This window comes from Streptomyces sp. WM6378 (genome assembly GCF_001279695.1).
GTDB lineage: Bacteria > Actinomycetota > Actinomycetes > Streptomycetales > Streptomycetaceae > Streptomyces.
The window spans coordinates 146,063-164,095 of the sequence record NZ_LGDD01000306.1 but is presented as its reverse complement, the minus strand read 5'-3'; the positions used below and the strand labels follow the sequence as shown (position 1 = coordinate 164,095).

The 18,033-nt window shown below is 70.2% G+C and carries 22 protein-coding genes and 2 pseudogenes; 14 read left to right on the top strand and 10 right to left on the bottom strand.

Annotated elements, in window-relative coordinates; all coding sequences use genetic code 11:
- Positions 1–10: 10 nt before the first annotated feature.
- Positions 11–265 carry a hypothetical protein gene (locus ADK54_RS28530; protein ID WP_159047925.1) on the bottom strand — a complete coding sequence of 85 codons (255 nt, stop codon included), beginning with the start codon at positions 263–265 and terminating at the stop codon, positions 11–13.
- Here ADK54_RS28530 and ADK54_RS48895 point away from each other — a divergent pair.
- The 8 genes and pseudogenes from ADK54_RS48895 to ADK54_RS28495 all read left to right on the top strand — a co-directional run.
- Positions 258–509: pseudogene (locus tag ADK54_RS48895) on the top strand (hypothetical protein); the annotation flags it as partial. The gene ADK54_RS28530 and the pseudogene ADK54_RS48895 sit on opposite strands and share 8 nt — an antisense overlap.
- Entirely contained in the window at positions 445–651 is a 207-nt protein-coding gene (locus tag ADK54_RS28525) for a hypothetical protein (RefSeq protein WP_053728602.1), read from the top strand. The pseudogene ADK54_RS48895 and the gene ADK54_RS28525, both read left to right, overlap by 65 nt.
- Positions 652–1,003: 352 nt before the next feature.
- Positions 1,004–1,300 carry an ester cyclase gene (locus ADK54_RS28520; protein WP_234392233.1) on the top strand — a complete coding sequence of 99 codons (297 nt, stop codon included), beginning with the start codon at positions 1,004–1,006 and terminating at the stop codon, positions 1,298–1,300.
- Between the two features lie 190 nt (positions 1,301–1,490).
- Positions 1,491–2,429, top strand: a complete 939-nt coding sequence (locus ADK54_RS28515) for a ribosome-inactivating family protein (RefSeq protein ID WP_159047924.1) — start codon at positions 1,491–1,493, stop codon at positions 2,427–2,429.
- A 468-nt stretch (positions 2,430–2,897) separates the two neighbouring features.
- Complete coding sequence (locus tag ADK54_RS28510) at positions 2,898–3,521, top strand: TetR/AcrR family transcriptional regulator (protein WP_234392232.1); 624 nt, start codon at positions 2,898–2,900, stop codon at positions 3,519–3,521.
- 137 nt (positions 3,522–3,658) lie between these two features.
- Complete coding sequence (locus ADK54_RS28505) at positions 3,659–4,111, top strand: ester cyclase (protein ID WP_053728600.1); 453 nt, start codon at positions 3,659–3,661, stop codon at positions 4,109–4,111.
- Between the two features lie 120 nt (positions 4,112–4,231).
- Positions 4,232–4,807 carry an NADPH-dependent FMN reductase gene (locus tag ADK54_RS28500; protein ID WP_053728599.1) on the top strand — a complete coding sequence of 192 codons (576 nt, stop codon included), beginning with the start codon at positions 4,232–4,234 and terminating at the stop codon, positions 4,805–4,807.
- 70 nt (positions 4,808–4,877) lie between these two features.
- Positions 4,878–5,252, top strand: coding sequence for a nuclear transport factor 2 family protein (locus ADK54_RS28495; protein ID WP_053728598.1), 375 nt, complete (start codon positions 4,878–4,880; stop codon positions 5,250–5,252).
- A gap of 229 nt (positions 5,253–5,481) precedes the next feature.
- On the opposite strand, the gene ADK54_RS46285 is transcribed toward ADK54_RS28495, so the two are convergent.
- Positions 5,482–5,898 (bottom strand): hypothetical protein, encoded by a 417-nt coding sequence (locus tag ADK54_RS46285; RefSeq protein WP_159047923.1) that lies wholly within the window; start codon positions 5,896–5,898, stop codon positions 5,482–5,484.
- A gap of 200 nt (positions 5,899–6,098) precedes the next feature.
- Positions 6,099–7,031: an RNA polymerase sigma factor SigJ gene (sigJ, locus tag ADK54_RS28490; protein WP_078966701.1), complete on the bottom strand. Its 933-nt coding sequence runs from the start codon at positions 7,029–7,031 to the stop codon at positions 6,099–6,101.
- Positions 7,032–7,201: 170 nt separating this feature from the next.
- Here sigJ and ADK54_RS28485 point away from each other — a divergent pair, with 170 nt between their 5' ends.
- Together ADK54_RS28485 and ADK54_RS28480 are read left to right on the top strand one after the other, a co-directional pair.
- Positions 7,202–7,672: a carboxymuconolactone decarboxylase family protein gene (locus ADK54_RS28485; protein ID WP_053728597.1), complete on the top strand. Its 471-nt coding sequence runs from the start codon at positions 7,202–7,204 to the stop codon at positions 7,670–7,672.
- A 33-nt stretch (positions 7,673–7,705) separates the two neighbouring features.
- On the top strand, positions 7,706–7,906 hold the full coding sequence (locus tag ADK54_RS28480) for a DoxX family protein (protein WP_078966700.1): 201 nt from the start codon (positions 7,706–7,708) through the stop codon (positions 7,904–7,906).
- Positions 7,907–7,995: 89 nt separating this feature from the next.
- Here the strand turns inward: ADK54_RS28480 and ADK54_RS28475 are convergent, their stop codons facing one another.
- Positions 7,996–8,913 (bottom strand): NADP-dependent oxidoreductase, encoded by a 918-nt coding sequence (locus ADK54_RS28475; protein WP_053728596.1) that lies wholly within the window; start codon positions 8,911–8,913, stop codon positions 7,996–7,998.
- Positions 8,914–9,118: 205 nt separating this feature from the next.
- Between ADK54_RS28475 and ADK54_RS46885 the strand changes: the two genes are divergently transcribed.
- Positions 9,119–9,277, top strand: coding sequence for a hypothetical protein (locus ADK54_RS46885; protein ID WP_199827047.1), 159 nt, complete (start codon positions 9,119–9,121; stop codon positions 9,275–9,277).
- A 296-nt stretch (positions 9,278–9,573) separates the two neighbouring features.
- Here the strand turns inward: ADK54_RS46885 and ADK54_RS46880 are convergent, their stop codons facing one another.
- Positions 9,574–9,990 carry an Lrp/AsnC family transcriptional regulator gene (locus ADK54_RS46880; protein ID WP_199827046.1) on the bottom strand — a complete coding sequence of 139 codons (417 nt, stop codon included), beginning with the start codon at positions 9,988–9,990 and terminating at the stop codon, positions 9,574–9,576.
- Positions 9,991–10,020: 30 nt separating this feature from the next.
- Here ADK54_RS46880 and ADK54_RS47760 point away from each other — a divergent pair, with 30 nt between their 5' ends.
- The gene (locus tag ADK54_RS47760) at positions 10,021–10,383 is read left to right on the top strand and encodes a hypothetical protein (RefSeq protein ID WP_234392231.1); all 363 of its coding nucleotides are present in this window, start codon (positions 10,021–10,023) and stop codon (positions 10,381–10,383) included.
- 34 nt (positions 10,384–10,417) lie between these two features.
- Here ADK54_RS47760 and ADK54_RS48890 read toward each other — a convergent pair.
- A pseudogene (locus ADK54_RS48890) lies at positions 10,418–10,528 on the bottom strand (AsnC family transcriptional regulator); the annotation flags it as partial.
- A gap of 545 nt (positions 10,529–11,073) precedes the next feature.
- Positions 11,074–11,274, bottom strand: coding sequence for a hypothetical protein (locus ADK54_RS28460; RefSeq protein WP_159047922.1), 201 nt, complete (start codon positions 11,272–11,274; stop codon positions 11,074–11,076).
- A 157-nt stretch (positions 11,275–11,431) separates the two neighbouring features.
- On the opposite strand from ADK54_RS28460, the gene ADK54_RS28455 reads away from it, so the two are divergent.
- Both ADK54_RS28455 and ADK54_RS28450 read left to right on the top strand, forming a co-directional pair.
- Positions 11,432–12,724, top strand: a complete 1,293-nt coding sequence (locus ADK54_RS28455) for a CAP domain-containing protein (RefSeq protein WP_053728592.1) — start codon at positions 11,432–11,434, stop codon at positions 12,722–12,724.
- A gap of 503 nt (positions 12,725–13,227) precedes the next feature.
- Positions 13,228–14,610: an MFS transporter gene (locus ADK54_RS28450; RefSeq protein WP_053728591.1), complete on the top strand. Its 1,383-nt coding sequence runs from the start codon at positions 13,228–13,230 to the stop codon at positions 14,608–14,610.
- A 48-nt stretch (positions 14,611–14,658) separates the two neighbouring features.
- On the opposite strand, the gene ADK54_RS28445 is transcribed toward ADK54_RS28450, so the two are convergent.
- From ADK54_RS28445 to ADK54_RS28435, 3 genes are all read right to left on the bottom strand, one after another.
- Positions 14,659–16,575: a helix-turn-helix domain-containing protein gene (locus ADK54_RS28445; RefSeq protein ID WP_078966714.1), complete on the bottom strand. Its 1,917-nt coding sequence runs from the start codon at positions 16,573–16,575 to the stop codon at positions 14,659–14,661.
- A gap of 96 nt (positions 16,576–16,671) precedes the next feature.
- Positions 16,672–17,475, bottom strand: a complete 804-nt coding sequence (locus ADK54_RS28440) for a 3-hydroxybutyrate dehydrogenase (RefSeq protein ID WP_053728589.1) — start codon at positions 17,473–17,475, stop codon at positions 16,672–16,674.
- Between the two features lie 56 nt (positions 17,476–17,531).
- Positions 17,532–18,014, bottom strand: coding sequence for an NUDIX hydrolase (locus ADK54_RS28435; RefSeq protein WP_053728588.1), 483 nt, complete (start codon positions 18,012–18,014; stop codon positions 17,532–17,534).
- Positions 18,015–18,033: the final 19 nt, after the last annotated feature.

Sequence of the window (18,033 nt, the reverse complement as noted above, 5' to 3'; positions counted from 1 at the left end):
CCCGGCCGGATCACGGAAGTGACCGGGCGGCACGCAGCGCGACCGCCGGTACCGGATGTGTTTCGCGGCGGCGCCGGATCACCGAGACGGCACCGGCGACGAGCCCGGCGCCGGCCAGTGGCAGGCCGAAGTACTCGCCGCCGACGACCACTTGGTAGGCGGCACCGTCGGGGCCGAGCTCGTCCGGCCCGTAGAGCCGCCCCTTCCACGGGCCGAAGACGGCCACCTCGTTCGCGCGCGACTGGCAGGCGCGGCACCGTCTCATGGAAAACCGCGGCCACATCAACGCGGACAGCGGCCTCGGCGATTGGCCGGCCGAGAAGATCGTCCACTGCCCCGATCTGATGGGGCCCGACCAGGCGGCCCGACCAACCGCCGCTCTGGCGCTTCACCGCGAACGAGCGCTTCCTCTTCGCGGAACGCAACCTGGGCGAAGTCCAGGAGATGGACTGGGACTTCCTCCCGGCCGACCAGGGAAACATCGGCTCCCGTGCCGACGTCCAGTTTGAGCTCGGGTACTACCAGGACATCCGAGACGCGGTCACCCAGGCTTTCAAGGCCCATCCGTTCAGCGACTTCATCGACCCCTCGCAAGGGGCCCACTCGGCCTGGTTCCCGGCGCAGCTGGCCGCAGTGGCCAAGGAGGCGTAGACCTCATGCGGCCGAAGTACGGCCGGTTCTACGGCTTCGAGGCGAGCGCTCCCTCCAACACGGAGCTTGCCGCGTTCACCGTGTTCGCCTTTTCGCTAGCTGTGTCATCAGCTCAGGAGCCTGGTGACACACAAATGCCCTTCATCGTCGTATCGGTGCCCTCCTGGGGCCGGGCTCCGTCAGCGTCGGCGGGTTGGACTGGACAGTGGTCCGGGCGGCGTACCACGCGGCCGAGGGCGGGCGTCCTGAACGTCGAGGGTTCAGGGACCTGTTCGCCGAGGACGGCGTGTTCAACAATGTCGTCGCCGCGTAGAGCTACCGCGGAGAGCAACTGGGGGACCCGGTCCTCGCCATGGCCGGGCCGGCGCCCGACATCCACCGTGAGCTGCACCGGTTCCATGTCATGGGCGACATCGTCGCCGTCGAGCTGACGATCCGGGCCAGCTTCACCGGCCCGTTCAAAACACCCGTCGGCACCATCGAGCCGACCGGTGCCAAACTCACCGTCCCAACGGCCGACTTCTGTTACGTCGAGAACGGCAAGATCAAGGAATTCAACTGCTACGTCGGCCTCAGCGCCATGCTGGCCCAACTCGGCGTGCAGCCCGACTTCGCCAGCGCCGTCACGGCGTCGGCGGCGACGAGTTGACCCGCCCCGGCCGGGTGAGGAGTGGGTACGCGCTGTCCACTGCCTCACGCCCACTCCGTTCAACGGAGCCAGGCACCGAGGCGCACGAGCGGGCCTTGTGCCTTCTTCCGTCGGTGCCCAACCTGGTGCTGCACTTCTGGGCAGACAACGCCACGCCCGCATGGGCCGTCGAAGGGGAGTTGACTGCGTGATGCACAGCCGAAGAAATACCGCGACTGGTCGGGGCCGGTTACGCCGGACCCTGCTCGCCCTGGCCATGTCCCTCGCCGTCGTACCCGGGCTGCTCTCCACTGCCCAGCCGGCCGCGGCGCACACCGGCGATGGATCCGTCAACCACGTCTGGCTGGACCTGGGCGATGCCCCCAGCAGCCAGCAGACGATCGCCTACTCCACGTTCCTGGCCAGCCTGCGCGCCGCGGTCTCCGACACGTGGCGGGACGGTACGCAGTACACGCAGAACGCCTCCCAGCAGGAGGGGATCGTCCGGGTCTCGCTGTCCGCCCACGACGACAGCGGGAACCGGCGGGCGGTGGACCTGTGGGTCCAGCCCGACAACCTGTACGTCGTCGGGTACTCCCCGCAGGGCAGCGGAGTCTCCTACACGTTCAGCGACGCCAGCTTCAACCGCGCCCCCGTCGACACGTCGATCACCAACCTGCCCTTCGGCGGCAACTACCAGGCCCTCGTCCAGGCAGCCGGACGCGACCGGTCCAGCATGCCGGTCTGGTGGAACGACATCCGCGCCTCCATCCTCCAGCTCGCCAACCAGACCTCGGCCAACACCAACACCCAGAACACCGCCCGCTCGTTGATGCTGCTCATCCAGATGACATCGGAAGCCGCCCGCTTCAACGACCTCGAAGGGGTCTTCCGCGCCGCCGTCGGCGACTGGGGCTGGGGCACCAACGGCCTGCCGGCCTGGCAGCAGAACCTGGAGAACAACTGGGGCGTCCTGTCCAACTTCTACTGGAACCTCGTAGGCGCCGGTAACACCTCGACCCCGACTGTCCCCTACGTCCCCGGCATCGGAACCATCGAGAACACCGATCAGGTCCGGCGCTACCTACGCGTCCTGCACACCTTCAACGCCGGCTGGAACTACCCCAACCCCTCACGCGACGAACTCTGATCGCCACGCTCTCCCTGCCGCACGGTGCAGTGTCCTCACCCGGCGCCGCGCAGAGCGGCAGGGCCGGCATCCAAGGGATGCCACTGGATACCGGCGGGGCGTTTCAGCAGGCGGCACCTGAAGGGCCACAGGGTTGTCAGCCCCCTACCCGGGTCACGCCTCTGCGGCGATCATGTGGCCGGCTGGCCCCGACGACCTGCCGCCGGGGAGCCAGGCGGGCGGGCAGGTCCCTTAACCGGTGCAGTGGCCCCCCCGATGGCGCTGGCGGCGGGTTCCTGCGGTCCAGCGCCGCCAGCGCAGTACGGACCACGCCGGCTCCGCCGTCACGGCATCGACGGCCACGACCCACTGACCCGGCAACCGCCGACCCGGCAAGGCGGGTCGGCGGTTCCGCCTGGAGTTGCTGCCCCACCGTCCACGCCAGGCGACCGCTTGACAATGAAGTCAAGCGTTCGCTTGAGTTCTAACGTGAGACCAGAGAAAACGGACCTTCGCCGCGAGGCCGGTCAGCGAACGCGGGACGACCTGCTGGCGGCCGCTCTCGAACTGCTTGCGCAGCGCGGGCAGGAAGGAGTCACCCTCCGCGAGATCACCCAGAACGCCGGGGCCAATGTCGCCGCAGTGAGTTACCACTTCGGGTCGCTGAAGGCCCTGTGCGACGTGGCGATCGAGCACGCACTGGAGCGGTATCTGGACGCGCAGATCCGTGAGCTCGACGCTCTGGCGGGGAACGCGACGCTGAGCGAGCTGGCCGAGGCGTTCGCGCGGCCGATGGTGAGGGCGCTCGTGGCCGGCGGGCGGGATCTGGCCGTGATGCGGACCGTGGCGCGGGTGGGAATCGATCCGCCCGAAGGGTGGGAGAGGCTGGCCGGGAAGTTCGAGCAGGCCCGCCATCAGGCAGTGCAGATCCTGGCGGCGCACCTTCCCGAGGCCGACGAGCGAGAGCTCGTCTTCCGGATTCGCTGTGCGGCCGGGATGCTGAACTGGCTCGCACTGGCGCCCATCGGGGCCGAGCTGGCCACCGAGCCCCCCGAGCAGGTGGAGCGGATGCTCATCCCCGTGGTGGCCGGCGCGTTCCGGGGAGCCCGGTAGGCGCCCGATACCGCCGAAACGGGCCACATGGGCCCAGTACCACGATCAATCCAATCACTTGCTTGACAAGGCGGCCACCCTCTCACCACAATTTAAATCAATGGTTTGAATGGATTCTCTCAATACGGGAGGGCACCATGAGCACCGACACGGAGACCGTGGTCAGGGCGGCGTACCGGGCGGCCGAGGGCAGCGTCCTGGACGTGCAGGGCTTCAGGGACCTGTTCACCGAGGACGGCGTCTTCAACAACGTCGTCGCCGGCGAGAGCTACCGTGGTGAACACCTCGGCGACCAGGTCGCCTTCATGGGAGCACTCGCCCCCGACATCCACCGCGAACTGCACCGATTCCACGTCACGGGCAACGTCGCCGCCGTCGAGCTGACGATCCAGGGCACCTTCACCGGCCCGTTCGAGACACCCGTCGGCACCATCCGCCCGACCGGCGCCAAGCTCGACATTCCCACGGCCGACTTCTGGTACGTCGAGAACGGCAGGATCAAGGAATTCAACTGCTACGTCGGCCTCAGCGCCATGCTCGCCCAGCTCGGCGTGCAGCCCGACTTCGCGTCCGCCGTCGCACCGAGCTGACCCAACCGCTCAGGGCAACCCCACGCCCATGCTGCCGGGCACCACGCCCGCCCGGTCAACGGCCTTCCGGGCAGTGTGTGTCCGGCAGACGCAAGGCACCACGGAGAGGCAGGCCAAACCATGCCCACCATCGGCATCATCCTCGGCAGCACGCGGCCCAACCGCGTCGGAGACCAGGTGGCGCACTGGGTCCTCGGCCACGCCTCGCGCCGGACCGACGTCGGCTTCGAGCTGCTCGATCTGCGCGACCACCCCCTCCCCCACCTCGACGAGCCGATGCCGCCCTCCCTCGGCCAGTACCAGAACGAGCACACCCGGCGCTGGGCCGAGACCATCGCCCCGTACGACGGCTTCGTCATCGTCACCCCCGAGTACAACCACGGCATCCCCGGTGTCCTGAAGAACGCCCTGGACTACCTCTACGCCGAGTGGAACAACAAGGCCCTCGGCCTGGTCTCCTACGGCGCCACGGGCGGCACGCGGTCCGCCGAACAACTGCGTCTGGTCGCCGCCGAACTCCAGATGGCCGACGTACGCCAGCAAGTCGCGCTCTCCCTGTTCACCGACTTCCAGGACTTCAGCGTCTTCAAGCCCGGCGACCACAACCTGGCCGCCCTCACCACCATGCTCGACCAGCTCATCGCCTGGACCTCGGCCCTCGCCCCGCTCCGGACGCCCCCGGCCACCGCGACCTGAGCCACCAGGCCGCGCGGTCCGGTGGAACTCCGCCCGAACGGCCCACCAGCCCTGACGAACGGACTCCGCCATGACCAGATCCCCCGCCGACCTGATGCGGGTCAACCTGCTTGAGGTGTTCAACGAACCCGACCCGGACCGCCGGGCCGCCGTCATCGCCGAGAACTACGCCCACGACGTGGTGTGGCACGAACCGGACCGCATCAACCACGGGCGCACGGACTTGGTACGCCGCGCCGCGGAGTTGCGCGCCGAGAACCCGGACTGGGTCTTCCGACCCACAGGCGCCGCATCGGAGCTCGACGACATCGGCCACCTCGGCTTCGAGTACGGCCCGGCCGGCGGCCACCCCCCGACGATCAGCGGCATGGACATCGCCCGCACCAGAGACGGCGTCATCACCGAGCTCTACACGATCGTCACGGAGATCCATCCGCCGTCCTAGCGGCAGAGTCCCGTACCGGCCGTCGGAGTTGCCGGCGGACCGTCGTCTCACGCACCGCGGCCGCCCGCACCCCTGCATGCCCCGGCCCCGGGCCTCCGCCGCCATCAACAGCCGCCGCTGCCGGTCATCCAAGTGCGGGAACTCGGCAACGTTGGTCCCGTGGGCTCTCGCCCGGCGGGGTCGTCTGCCATGGACTGGCCGTCCCCTGATCGGGGAGTCTGGCCGCCGATCAGTCCCTCGCTCGGTTCAACTGCCTTGAATGTGCCCGCCGTTGTGTGCGAGGCGGCGAGACATTGATGTGGGCGATACTCACCTCTTGGGGCCGCTCAGGTGCCGCCGATCCCATGCCCGCACCGAGACCACCCCGGTCAGCGCGTGTTCCCGGCGTCCGTTTCGGCTCGTCCAGGCCGAAGCTGGATCCCGAGCTGCTGGAACGCATCACCGCATCACCACGCGGCGCACGGAACTGGACGAACTCGAAGAACAGCTGGCCAAGCAGTTGGCGGAAGTGCGGGCCGAGCGGGATGAACTCGCCATCGCCGAACGGGTCCTTGAGCGGGTGACCGAACAGCTCGCTGACGATCGCACCTCCGCCGCGCCGATGCCCGGGCAGGCGGGCGGACAGGCGGTGACGCTGATCCCGCACCGCGCACCGGGCGTGGAGGAGGCCGCGCTAGCGCCGGGCTACCAGCGCCTCCTCGCCGTCGGACGCACACCGGTTGAGCACGGCTTCGCCACCTCAAGAACTGGCGGATCCTCACCAAACTCCGCTCCGCCCCTGCCCGAGCCACCCACCTCCGGATGGCGGCATAGGGCTCAACGGCGAGCGGGCCGGGAGGGGATGGCTCATCTCTCCGGCAGTCGCCCGATATCGGACACCGGCCCGATGTGGCCGAGTTTGTCGGGGTTGGACACGGAGTGGATCGCCCGGACCACTCCGTCGACGACGTCGAGCTCGATCACGCCGGCCACGCGCCCTTCGGCGTCGACGACCAAGGCGCCCGGCCGACCGTTGATCCAAACCGGCCGGAGTGCGGCGCCGAGCGACCGCAGCCGCCGCAGCCCACCGACGAGCAGCCGCACGACGGGCAGCGGCTCGGTCACCGATTTCCCGATCGCCCGCGCCTTGCCCCCGCCGTCCCCGTGGAACACCACGTCGGGGGCGAGCATGCCTAGCAGCGTGTCCATTTCGCCGCCCGCGGCGGCCTCGAAGAACGTACGGGCGAGCTCCTCGCCCTCCGCGCGCCGCGCCGGGGGCGGCGCGCTGTCGGCCACCTGTCCATCAGCGGCGATGCGCTTCCTGGCGCGGGCGAGAATCTGCCGGCAGTTCGCCTCGGACTTGCCGGTGGTCCTCGCCACGTCCGGGTAGTCGTACCCGAACACCTCGCGCAGCATGAACACCGCCCGCTCGACCGGGGACAGGACCTCCAGCAGCACGAGGAACGCCATCGACAGGGAGTCGGCCAGCTCGGCGTGTTCGGCCGGCCCCGGCCGGTCGGTGAACACGACGACGGGCTCGGGCAGCCATTCCCCCACATAGGTCTCCCGCCGCACTCGCGCCGAACTCAGGTGGTTGATGCTCAGCCGCGTCACCGACGTGGTCAAGTACGCCTTCGGAGCGGCGATCTCCGTTCCCGCCCGGCGGGCGCGGGTCAGGCCGAGGAACGCATCCTGCACGATGTCCTCGGCGTCGCCCACGGACCCGGTCATCCCGTAGGCGATGGAGAACAGCAGTGGCCGGTAGTTCGACGCATCCGACACATCTGTTGATCCCGGCACGGAACCTCCCCCGATTCCCCCGACGCTCGTATCACGCAGGCTATCCGAGGCGCCCGGCCTGCGGATCACGCAAAGGGAGGGAGACGCGGGTCACATTCGACTCCTGTCACAGCTCGCCTGGGCGCCCTGTCTCAGAGGGGCAACAGCGAACAACGACAAAGGAATCCACGATGACCGCTCGTTTGAACGTCTTCGCCAGCCCGGTCGCAGCCAAGGCGTGGAAGCACATCATCGCGGCGGGCAAGGCACTCGGGGACTCGACCCTGCCGGCCGCGACGCGCGAGCTGGTGATGCTCCGCGCCAGCCAGATCAACGGCTGCGCCGGATGCATAGACATGCACACCAAGGACGCCGCCGCAGCCGGTGAGACCGCCGTGCGCCTCCATCTGGTCGTGGCCTGGCGCGAGGCCACGGTGTTCACCGATGCCGAACGCGCCGCCCTGGAACTGACCGAACAGGCCACCCGCATCGCCGATGCGGCCGGTGGCGTCAGCGACGAGGTCTGGGCGAATGCCGCGAAGCACTACGACGAGGACCAGCTCGCCGCCCTGGTGACCCAGATCGCCCTCATCAATGCCTTCAACCGCGGAAACGTCATCGTCCAGCAGCCCGCCGGCGGCTACGAGCCCGGCCAGCACTGACGACCACCCGAACGTCACCCCGGCGCGGCGGGCCTGGTCCTGCCCGCCGTACTCGACATCGCACCGTGTCTGGTGCCGCTGGCCGCCCTCGGTCTGGTCCTGCTCATGGCCGGTGCGACGATCACCCGCATCCGGCGTCACGAGACCAAGCTCGTGGTGGTGGACCTGGTCCATGTCGTCCTGGCCGGCTTCGTGGCGTGGGGCCGCTTCGGCCGCGAGTCCTTCATCGGCTGAGGGGACGACATGGGCGGCCGGTAGCCGTCGGCGGCCCATGCCGCACTGAGGTCGATGCAGGCCGTGTCAATGTGCCGAATAGGTCGCCCTCAGGGCAGCAGCACGATCTTGCCCCGAGTGTGCCCCTTCTCCAGCTCCTCGAACGCGGTGCGGACCTCGTCCAGCGGAAATACCGCGGCGATCGGCACCTCCAACTCACCCTCCGCGACCAGCGCCGCCAGTTCCGCGACGACCTTGACGTTGCTCGCCGCCGCGCTGCCTTCGGCCTTCACGCCGTACTCCTGAACGGCCGCGAAGTCGATGACCGTGTCGATCCGCGACGGGTCCACCCCCAGGTCGAGCGCCAGCTTCACGTAGCCGTCGCCGTGGGTGTCGATGAACGCGTCGATGCGATCCGCGGCCTTGCGCAGCCGATCGGACAAGCCCGGGCCGTACTCGACCGGCTTGACCCCGTGGGAGGCGAGCCACTCACGGTTGGCCGGGCCCGCGATGCCGATCACCTCGGCCCCGGCCCGCCTGGCCAGTTGCACGGCCAAAGAGCCCACTCCGCCGGCTGCCGCCGACACCACCACCGTGTCGCCCGGCGTGAGCGACACCGCGCGCACCGCCGCGTAGGCCGTGGTCCCGGCGACGAAGAGCGCCCCGGCCACTTCCCAGGGGACGCCCGCAGGCTTGGGAGTCAGCTCGCCAGCGTCCGCGATCACGTACTCGGCATGGCTTGCCCGCCGATCACTGAAGCCGACAACCTCGTCCCCGGGTGCGAAGCCCTCGACTCCCGCACCGAGCCGCACGACGATCCCCGCCAGGTCGCTGCCCTGCCCGGACGGAAAGGTTGCGGGCCAGCGGTCGTGCAACTGCCCTTCGCGGATCTTGGCCTCGCCCGGGTTGATGCCGGTGGCTTTCACCTTGACCAGCACCTCCCCTTCGGCCGGCTCGGGAAGGGGCACGTCCGTCACTCGCAGGACATCGATTCCGCCGTACTCATCGAACCGCACTGCCTTCGGCATGGTCCGCTCCTCGTGTCCGTCACATCCGTCACAGCTGAGCTCCTCCACGCACAACAGCGGCCGGTCCCGGTCTATGCCCCTCCGTCCGGGCGCATGCCGCCAGGGGGCCGGGCCGAGTCCGCGCGGAGATTCCGGACCGGTCCCCAAACGGGCGGCATCCGGCGCTGAACGCCGCCGCCCCCAGGTTCCCGTACGAGTCGCCATCGTGCCCGCGACAGTGATCGGACAGGGCATCGTCCACCTGTGCCGGCACGAGGGCACCAAGTCCGTGGACGCCCGCACGAGCGACGACTTCCCGCCCGACTTCGAAGTCGTCGCGGACGACCGGACCTCCCCCACCATCCGGATCCGATACGAGAACTGACCGCCCGCGGCAGTCCGTCGCACGACCGGAGCAGGCCAAACCCCGGCCGCCCCACAGCACATCCCCCGCGCGTCCCGCGAGCGGACACGGGGCCACTCGCGGGACGGGGTACCGGCCTGACAGGAGCCGGTGCCCCACGTGCGCCCCGGCCGGGACCGACCCCCTTCCGGCCCCACCGGGGCGCACACCATCCGCCCCCCGGCTGGTACGACCTGCTCGCTGCGGCAGGCTGGGGCGACAGGCCCGTCGGCGCCGCGGCCCGTCGCCATGCCGAGACGCCCGGGGTGGGTCGTGGTTCAGGGGTCGACGGGCTGCCGGCGGCCGTCGTGGAAGGTCATGCCGCTCTCCTTGATGAACGCGTTGACGAGGTGCACGCGGACGTGCCGGTCGCCGGGCAGGTAGGGGAGCTCTTCGGCCAGGAGGCGGTAGACGTCGTCGGTGTGGGGTACGACGACAGCGGCGATCATGTTGTCCGGGCCGGTCACCGCGGTGGCGAGGTGGACCTGGGTGCGGGCCGTGAGCTGCTTGACGGCGTCGGGCAGGGCGGCGGGGTCGGTCTGGAAGAAGAAGACCGCCTGGACGTCCAGGCCGACTTGGCAGCGGTCGACGAGGGTGGCGATCTCGGCCCCGCCGGTCAACCTCGGTCGGTGGAGCGGACGTTGGGCGGTCGCCGCTGAGGTGTGCGTGCTCGCCGCGAGCCGGGAGAAGCTCATGCGGCCGTCCACCGCGAGGGCTTCGACGAGGTGGTGTTCATCGGCGTCGAGGCGGGGGCCGGGCGCGAGGTTCGGATCACCGTAAGGATGACGGATCTTGAGAGTCTGGGCGGCGGTGACCAGGGGCGGCTGCGGTGGTCCGGCGAGCGTGTAGGCGCGCAGGACGGGCAGGGCGCGCAGATCGAGGGACTCGCCGGCGATCGGCAGGTGACGCAGGGTCAGTTCATTGCGTTCATCGTGCTTGCGGGGTGGACCAAGGCGAAGGTCCCGTTGTTGTCGAGCACCCAGATCGTCTTGACCGGGTACATGCGGGCCGGGTGGCGGGCCAGGCGCAGGGAAGACGAGGATGAGGGGCCAGCCACCCCAGGCGCGGTAGGGGTTCCAGGGCGGTGACCGCGAGGAGCCCGGAGTCCAGCAGTCGACTGCCCCGCCTGCGGACCGTGCCTTCGCCGAGGTCCGGGGCGTCGGCGATCGCCGTCCAGGAGGCGCGCCCGTTGGCCGGCAACGCCGAGACCACCAGCTTGTCCGTCGCATCCATCGTGCCGTCCCTTGGGCCCTGGTCTGGTCTGTTTGCCTGGCGTCGGATGCACCCGCGGTGGCGATTATCCGACGACAGGCGGGCGTTGGGCGCCGGAGTACGGAGATGCGCGAACGGAGTTCACATATCTCCGTGTTGCTGCTCCGGAGCCGCATTGCCAGCGTCGTCCGCCATCTGAACCGGCCGCTCGCACCAAACGGGAGCCGCGCCGTGGCTCGCATCCGTACAGGTTGGGGCAGGCTGAATGCATTTGTGGGCGGGATCGATCCGCGGACCCGCCGGTGCTACCTAGTCGCGGCAAAGGCGACGCGGATCGCCCGCAACCAGGCCCGAACCCTCGGCGCGGCAAGGGACACGAGTACCCCCGCCCCTGCCCGCCGGCGACCCTGCGTAGCGCCCCATCAGCGGACACGGCAGTACCTCGACAAGCCGATCGCGACATCAGCGACGAGCTCGTCAGAGCGGGGCGCAGCTATGCGGGCCTGGTCGAGCATGGTGATCTGGCTCTCGACCAGGTGGCCGAGCCGGAATCCCGTAAGGATTGATCACCTGACCGTGAGATATCCGCAGGGCTTCCAGCCGGACTGGCTGGGGTCGGGGAGGTTCTCCGTGGCGTAACGCTCCATCAGCTCCGTCGAGGGCTCGGCGACGCTGAGCTGCCGGATGGGCGGAGCCACGCACGGCTCGGGCGGCAGGGCGTTGGCGAAGAGGAGTTCCTCGATGCCGCCCGGGGTGAAGAAGAACATCTTGGTCGCGTGATAGCCGCGGTCGCGGAGGCGGTCTCCCGGTTCCCGGCCACCCGAGAATCCCGACTTCGGGAACCGGCCCCTCCCCCATCGGCGTTCTCTCACCAGCAGGCGCTCAGCGCGCCCAGGTGACGCGGGCCGTGAACAGGTGGTGGCGATGGCCGAGTTGGTCCCCGGAGGCAATCAGCCGCTCCCGGACGGCGTCCTGAAGATCAGCGTCCCCGGCCCCTTCGACCTGTCGCTCCTCATCACTGATGACACCGGGCAGGTCAGCGGCGACACGGACTTCGTCTTCTACAACCAGCCGTCCGCACCAGGCACACGGCTGGACGCCAACGTCATCACCTTGGAACCCGCCCGGCTACGGCCGGGGGCCAGCCGAGTGACCGTGGTCGTCAGCCCCGCCGAGGCAGGAACAGTGCTGGGGCGGCTGCCCGCTCCCGTCATGTCCCTCACCAGCGGCAGCGGAGCGATCTGCGCACGGTTCACCCCGCCGAAACCGGTCCACGAAACCGTCCTTCTCCTCGCGGAGATCTACCGTCGCGGCACCGCATGGAAGGTGCGTGCGCTGGGCCAGGGATACGCGGACGGCCTGGCCGGCATCGCCCGCGACTTCGGCGTGGACATATCCGACGATGCTCCGGAACCCGCAACGGGACGGGACGCTCTGACGGGCGACTTCACCGCACTGGTCAACGCCGAGCGGGCTCGCTCCGGTGTCCCGCCGGTGGCCCCGGACGCACGGCTCACCGCCGCGGCCCAGGCCCATGCCAGCGCCATGGCGGGCCAGGGCCGGCTGAGCGTGGAGAGTCCCGACGGCGCCTCGGTCTACCAGCGTGTCACCGCCCAGGGGTTCGCCTATCTCACCATCGCCGAGCACCTGGTCTCCGGCCCTCGGACACCCACGGATTTCCTCGCGTACTGCCTCAGCAGCCCCGCGACCCGGCGTCCCGTACTGGACCCCGCTCTCACGTCGGCCGGGATCGCCCGGAGCTCTGACGACCGCGGCGGCGACGCCTATTGGACAGCGCTGTGGGCCAGGCCCCTCACCCCGGACGGGCTCGCCCGCACGGCATCCGAGGTCGTCGCCCTCACCAACGCCGAGCGGGCAGCGGCCGGGCTCCGGCCCCTCGCCGCCGATCCGGGACTGTCCTCGGTCGCGCAGGCGTACAGCGCGGACATGGCGACCCGCGGCTTCTACTCCCACACCTCTCCCGAAGGGCTCGCACCATGGGACCGTGCCAGAGCGGCGGGCTGCACGCACCGCGGCATCGGCGAGAACATAGCCTGCGGGCAGCGCACCGCCGCGGAGGTGGTCCAAGGCTGGATGAACAGCCCGGGCCACCGGGCCAACATCCTCAAGACGGACTTCAGCCACATCGGGGTCGGCTACGCCGGGGGCGGCCGGGCAGGAACGTACTGGACCCAGTTGTTCGGCCTCGCCCCGTAGAGCACGCCCGAGACCGGACTCCTCGGCTCCCCGCCGTGGCGAACTGCCTTGCCCGGCATGCCAAAGGGGCCGCCGGGTGCCTGAAGGTCCAGCGGCCCCGCACACACCGCTCGTAATACGCCTGAGTGCGCGGATCCCAGCGCAACCGGGTCAGCACGATGGGGTACGGAGCAGTATTCGCCTGCCGGTCGCCACCGCGGCGTGGACGCCGCTGACCTGGACTGCCTGGACCACACAAGACGCTTCCGCCTACCTGTGAGTCAGCACCAAACCAGCACGGGGGTCAGCCCCGCACCCTCAAACTGCACCAAATCCGGTGGCCTTCCCATCCGGCGTCCAGGAGCCGTCGGCCGCCTTGGCGACGCCCGCCACAGCCCCTCATAGTGGCTCCCTGCATAGCCTGCCTCCGAAGTGTGGTGCCCCACCACATACTCGGCTGACCAGCACATTCCTACGGTGTGGCAACACGTATCGTCCCCGCCCACCGCCCGGAAGTGGTACCCATGGCCGCCTCTGCAACCGCTCCCCCGCCCGCCACCAACCTCAAGCGCATCGTCGCCGCCAGCCTGATCGGCACCACCATCGAGTGGTACGACTTCTTCCTGTACGGGTCCGCCGCCGCGCTCGTGTTCAACAAGCTGTTCTTCCCCGAGTCCGCCCCGCTCGTCGGCACGCTGCTCTCCTTTCTCACCCACGCCGTGGGTTTCGCGGCGCGGCCGCTCGGGGCGCTCGTGTTCGGGCACTTCGGGGACCGGCTCGGTCGTAAGAAGCTGCTCGTGGTGAGCCTGCTCATGATGGGCGGGGCCACCCTCGGCATCGGCCTTCTGCCCACCCACGCCACGGTGGGGGCCGCGGCTCCCGTGCTGCTCACGGCGTTGCGTCTGGTGCAGGGGTTCGCGCTGGGCGGCGAGTGGGGCGGGGCCGTGCTGCTCGTGTCGGAGCACGGGGACGCCCGGCGGCGCGGGTTCTGGTCCTCGTGGCCCCAGACCGGCGCCCCCGCGGGCCAGTTGCTGGCCGCCGGGGTCCTCTCCGCGCTCACCGCGCTGCTGAGCGATGACGCGTTCACGGCATGGGGCTGGCGCATACCGTTCCTGCTGTCGGGTGTGCTGGTGCTCGTCGGCCTGTGGATCCGGCTTTCGGTCGATGAATCACCGGTGTTCAAGGCCGCGTTGGCGCAGGCCGAGGCCCGCGAGGCGGACAGCGTCACCGAGAAGCTGCCGCTCGTCGCGGTGCTGCGGGACCACTGGCGCGATGTCCTGGTCGCCATGGGGGCCCGGATGGCGGAGAACATCAGCTACTACGTGATCACCGCTTTCATCCTGGTGTACGCGACCACCTCGGCCGGAATGGCCAAGCAGACCGCGCTCAACTCCGTGCTCATCGCCTCCGCCGTGCACTTCGTGGTGATCCCGGCGTGGGGCGCCCTTTCGGACCGGATCGGGCGCAGGCCGGTGTATCTGATCGGCGCCCTCGGCGTCGGCGCCTGGATGTTCCCGTTCTTCACGCTGATCGACACCGGCAGCTTCGCGAACCTGATCCTCGCCGTCACCGTCGGCCTGGTGTTCCACGGGGCGATGTACGCGCCGCAGGCGGCGTTCTTCTCGGAGATGTTCGCGACCCGGATGCGGTATTCGGGGGCTTCGATCGGCGCGCAGTTCTCCTCCGTGGCGGCCGGTGCGCCCGCGCCGCTGATCGCCACGGCGCTGCTCTCCGACTACGGCACGTCGACGCCGATCGCGCTGTACGTCATCGCGGCCGTGCTGCTCACCGTGGTCGCCGTCGGGTGTGCGAAGGAGACGCGGGAGAGGGATCTGCAATGCATTGACAGTGCTGGACAGGGTGCTCCCGCCACATCTGCACGCGGGGTGGATGCCCGAACTGCCTGATGTTTGGCGGGAGTTGGGTGGGGTGACAGTGTGGTGCTGCCCCACCCTTCAGGGCGTTATGGCCGGCGCCGCCACATGGAGGCGCAGGGCCAGCTGGATTTCCAGGGCGCGGGCGGGTGTCTGCCAGTCGGGGCCGAGGAGGCGGCCGATCCGTTCGAGGCGCTGGGCCACCGTGTTCACATGGACGTGCAGGTGCTCCTTGATGCGGGCCGGGCTCATGCCGTTCGCGAAGTACGCGTCGAGGGTGCGGACCAGGTCGCTTCTGCGTTTCCTGTCGTACGCCACGACCGCGCCGATCGTGCGGTCGACGAACCCGCCGATGTCCTGGGTGTCCGCGAGCAGCAGCCCGAGGAATCCGAGGTCCTGGGCGGCGGCTCCCTCGCCGGCGCGGCCGAGCAGGCGTAGCGCCTCCAGGCAACGGCGGGCCTCGGCGTACGCGGTGGCGACCGCGGCGGGTGTCGCGGCGGGGGCCCCGACGGCGGCGGACGCGCCGACCGTGACGGGCTCGTGGAGGGCGGTGCTCAGCTGTTTCGCCGTCTGCCGGGCGATCTCGGCCGGGGTGTCGCCCGGGCCCAGCGGAAGGAGCAGCACCGTACCGCCGTCGCGGGTCGAGGCCAGACCGTGCCGGGTCGCGGCCAGGTACGCGGCGGCGGAGCCGATGCGCCGGCGGTCCGCGGTGCGGCGGGCGGCGGTGCCCGGGTCGAGGCCGTCGATGCGGGCGGCGAGCACCACGTGCGGGGCGTCGAGGTCGGCCCGCAGCCTGGCGGCGCGTTCGCGCAGCAGGCGGGGGTCGCGGCCCGGCGCGTCCAGGAGGTCGTCCAACAGCTCGCCCCGCACGCGCTGTTCGGCCTCGCCGGCCGAACGCCGGGCGAGCAGCAGGAGTGAGGTGACCAGGGCGGCCCGCTCCAGGGTGCGCCGGTCGACGGGGTCGAGGCCCGGCTGGCCGTGCAGGACGAGGGCGCCCAGGAGCTCGCCTCCGGCCGAGACTCCGGCGAGCCAGTCCTCGCCGTGGCGCAGCGCGTGGCCGTCGGTGCCGCTGAGGCGGAGGACCGCGGTGTGGGCCGAGTCTGCGTCGGCGAACTCGACCGTCCCGTCGAGGACTTCGGACACCGCGTCGGCCACGTCGTGGACTCCGCCGCCGCGCAGCACCAGTTCGGTGAGCCGGTCGTGGACCTCGGACGCCCGTTCAAGGACCGCGCTGTGGTCTCGGATGGTCTCGTTGGCCTTCTCCAACTCGGCCAGCGCAGAGCGGGTTTCGGCCAGGAGGTTGGCGGTGTCGATGGCGACGGCGGCGTGCGCGGCGAAGGAGCCGAGCAGGGCGATCTCCTCGCGTGCGAAGACCCGCGGGTGGCGGTCGGCCGCGAAGAGCACCCCGATGACGGTGCTGCCGAGCATCAGCGGCACCCCGAGGATGGCGACGAGTCCCTCGTCTCGCACGCCGGTGTCGATGGCGCTGGTGTGCTGGAAGCGTTCGTCGTCGAAGTAGCTGGAGGTGACGTACGGGCGGGCGGTCTGCGCGACGAGCCCGCCGAGCCCTTCGCCCATGCCGAGGCGCAGCTGCTGGAAGCGGGCGGCCACCGACCCTTCGGTGACGCGCATGTAAGTGTCGCCCGCCGCACGGTCGTTGAGGCTGAGGTAGGCGACCTCCGTGCCGAGCAGCGAGCGGGCCCGCTGCACGATGGCGCGCAGCACGGCGTCCAGGTCACGCAGGCCCGCGAGGTCGTGGGCGGTCTCGAACAGGGCGGACAGTTCGGCCTCGCGGCGTCTGCGTCCTTCGAGGTCGGCCCGTACGCGCAGGGCGAGTTGTCTCGCGGCGTCCAGGGCGGCGAGCGCCTCGGGTGGCGCGCCGTCGGCGCGGGCCAGGAGCGCCGGGCGGTCGTACGCCTCGGCCGGTGCGCCCCGCGCGAGAAATTCCAGGTAGGGGGCTTCGGGGTGGTCGTGGGGATGCGCTTGATCGTGGGACATGGTCACAGGGATACCTGCCGGACGGTCGGCCTCGCCAGGCCTGTGGACAACTCTTGAGGGGTGCAGAACAAGCGCGAGTACGGCGGTCGCCGACGCTCAGTGCGCGGTCCAGCCGCCGTCCAGGGCGAGCGAGGTGCCGGTGATGAAGGAGGCCTGCGGGGTGCAGAGATAGGCGACCGCTTCGGCGACCTCGTGGGGTTCGACGAGCCGCTTGAGTGCCGCGTCCTTGAGGAGCACCTCGGTGAGCACGCGCTCCTCGGGGATGCCGTGCGCCGTCGCCTGGTCGGCGATCTGCCGTTCCACCAGGGGCGTACGCACATATCCGGGGTTGACGCAGTTCGAGGTGACTCCATGTGGGGCGCCTTCGAGGGCGGCTGTTTTGGAGAGGCCTTCGAGGCCGTGTTTGGCGGACACATAGGCCGACTTGAACGCCGAGGCCCGCAGGCCGTGCACCGACGACAGGTTGACGATGCGGCCCCATTCCTGCCCGTACATGTGCGGGAGCGCGCCTCTGATCAGCCGGAACGGGGCTTCCAGCATCACGGTGAGGACGGTGTGGAAGACCTCGGGCGGGAACTCCTCGATGGGGCGGACCAGTTGGAGCCCGGCGTTGTTCACCAGGATGTCCGTTCCGGCGGCGGCCTGTTCGGCGGCGTCGAGGTCGGTCAGATCGAGGACGAGCGGCTCCACGGCGCCGCTGAGCCCGGCGGCCTGAGCAGTGAGATCTTCGAGCCCTGCCGCGTCCCGGTCCACCGCCTTGACCTTGGCTCCGGCCGCGGCGAGCCGCAGGGCGCAGGCCCGGCCGATGCCGCCCGCGGCGCCGGTGACGAGCGCGGTGCGTCCGCCCAAGTCGACGGAAACGGAGTGCGGGAGGGGCGCGGGGGCGAGGGGCGCGGTCATGCTCCCGACCCTAGGCAGCCCGCCCCTCACCCACCCATGTGGTCAGCGCACATAGTTCAGAGCCCAGTGCTGGGCTGGAACCATGTGGGGCTGTCCGACTGCGCCTGCTTGATGCGGAACAGCGCGAACTCGCTGAGCGCCGGCAGTGCGTCCATGGCGAACCAGCCCACTTCGAGGGACTCCTCGTCGTTGACACGGGCCTCGCCTCCGATGGCCCGGCAGCGGAAGGTGATGTCCAAAAACTGGCACTGGTCGCCGTTGGGGTAGGTGATGGTGCTGTGCCCTGCCTCCACCAGGACCACCCGCTCGGCGACGCACCGTACGCCGGTCTCCTCGTACACCTCGCGCACCGCGGTGTGGGCGGGCTCCTCCCCCGGCTCGGGAATGCCGCCGATCGTCGACCACTTGCCGTTGTCCGCCCGGCGGCCGAGCAGGACCCGGCCCTCGTCGTCGAAGACGATCGCGCTCACACCGGGCAGCAGGAGCAGCTGATGTCCGGCGAGGGCCCGGATGTCTTGAATGAAGTCGGGAGTTGCCATGCCCCGACCCTAACCGGCC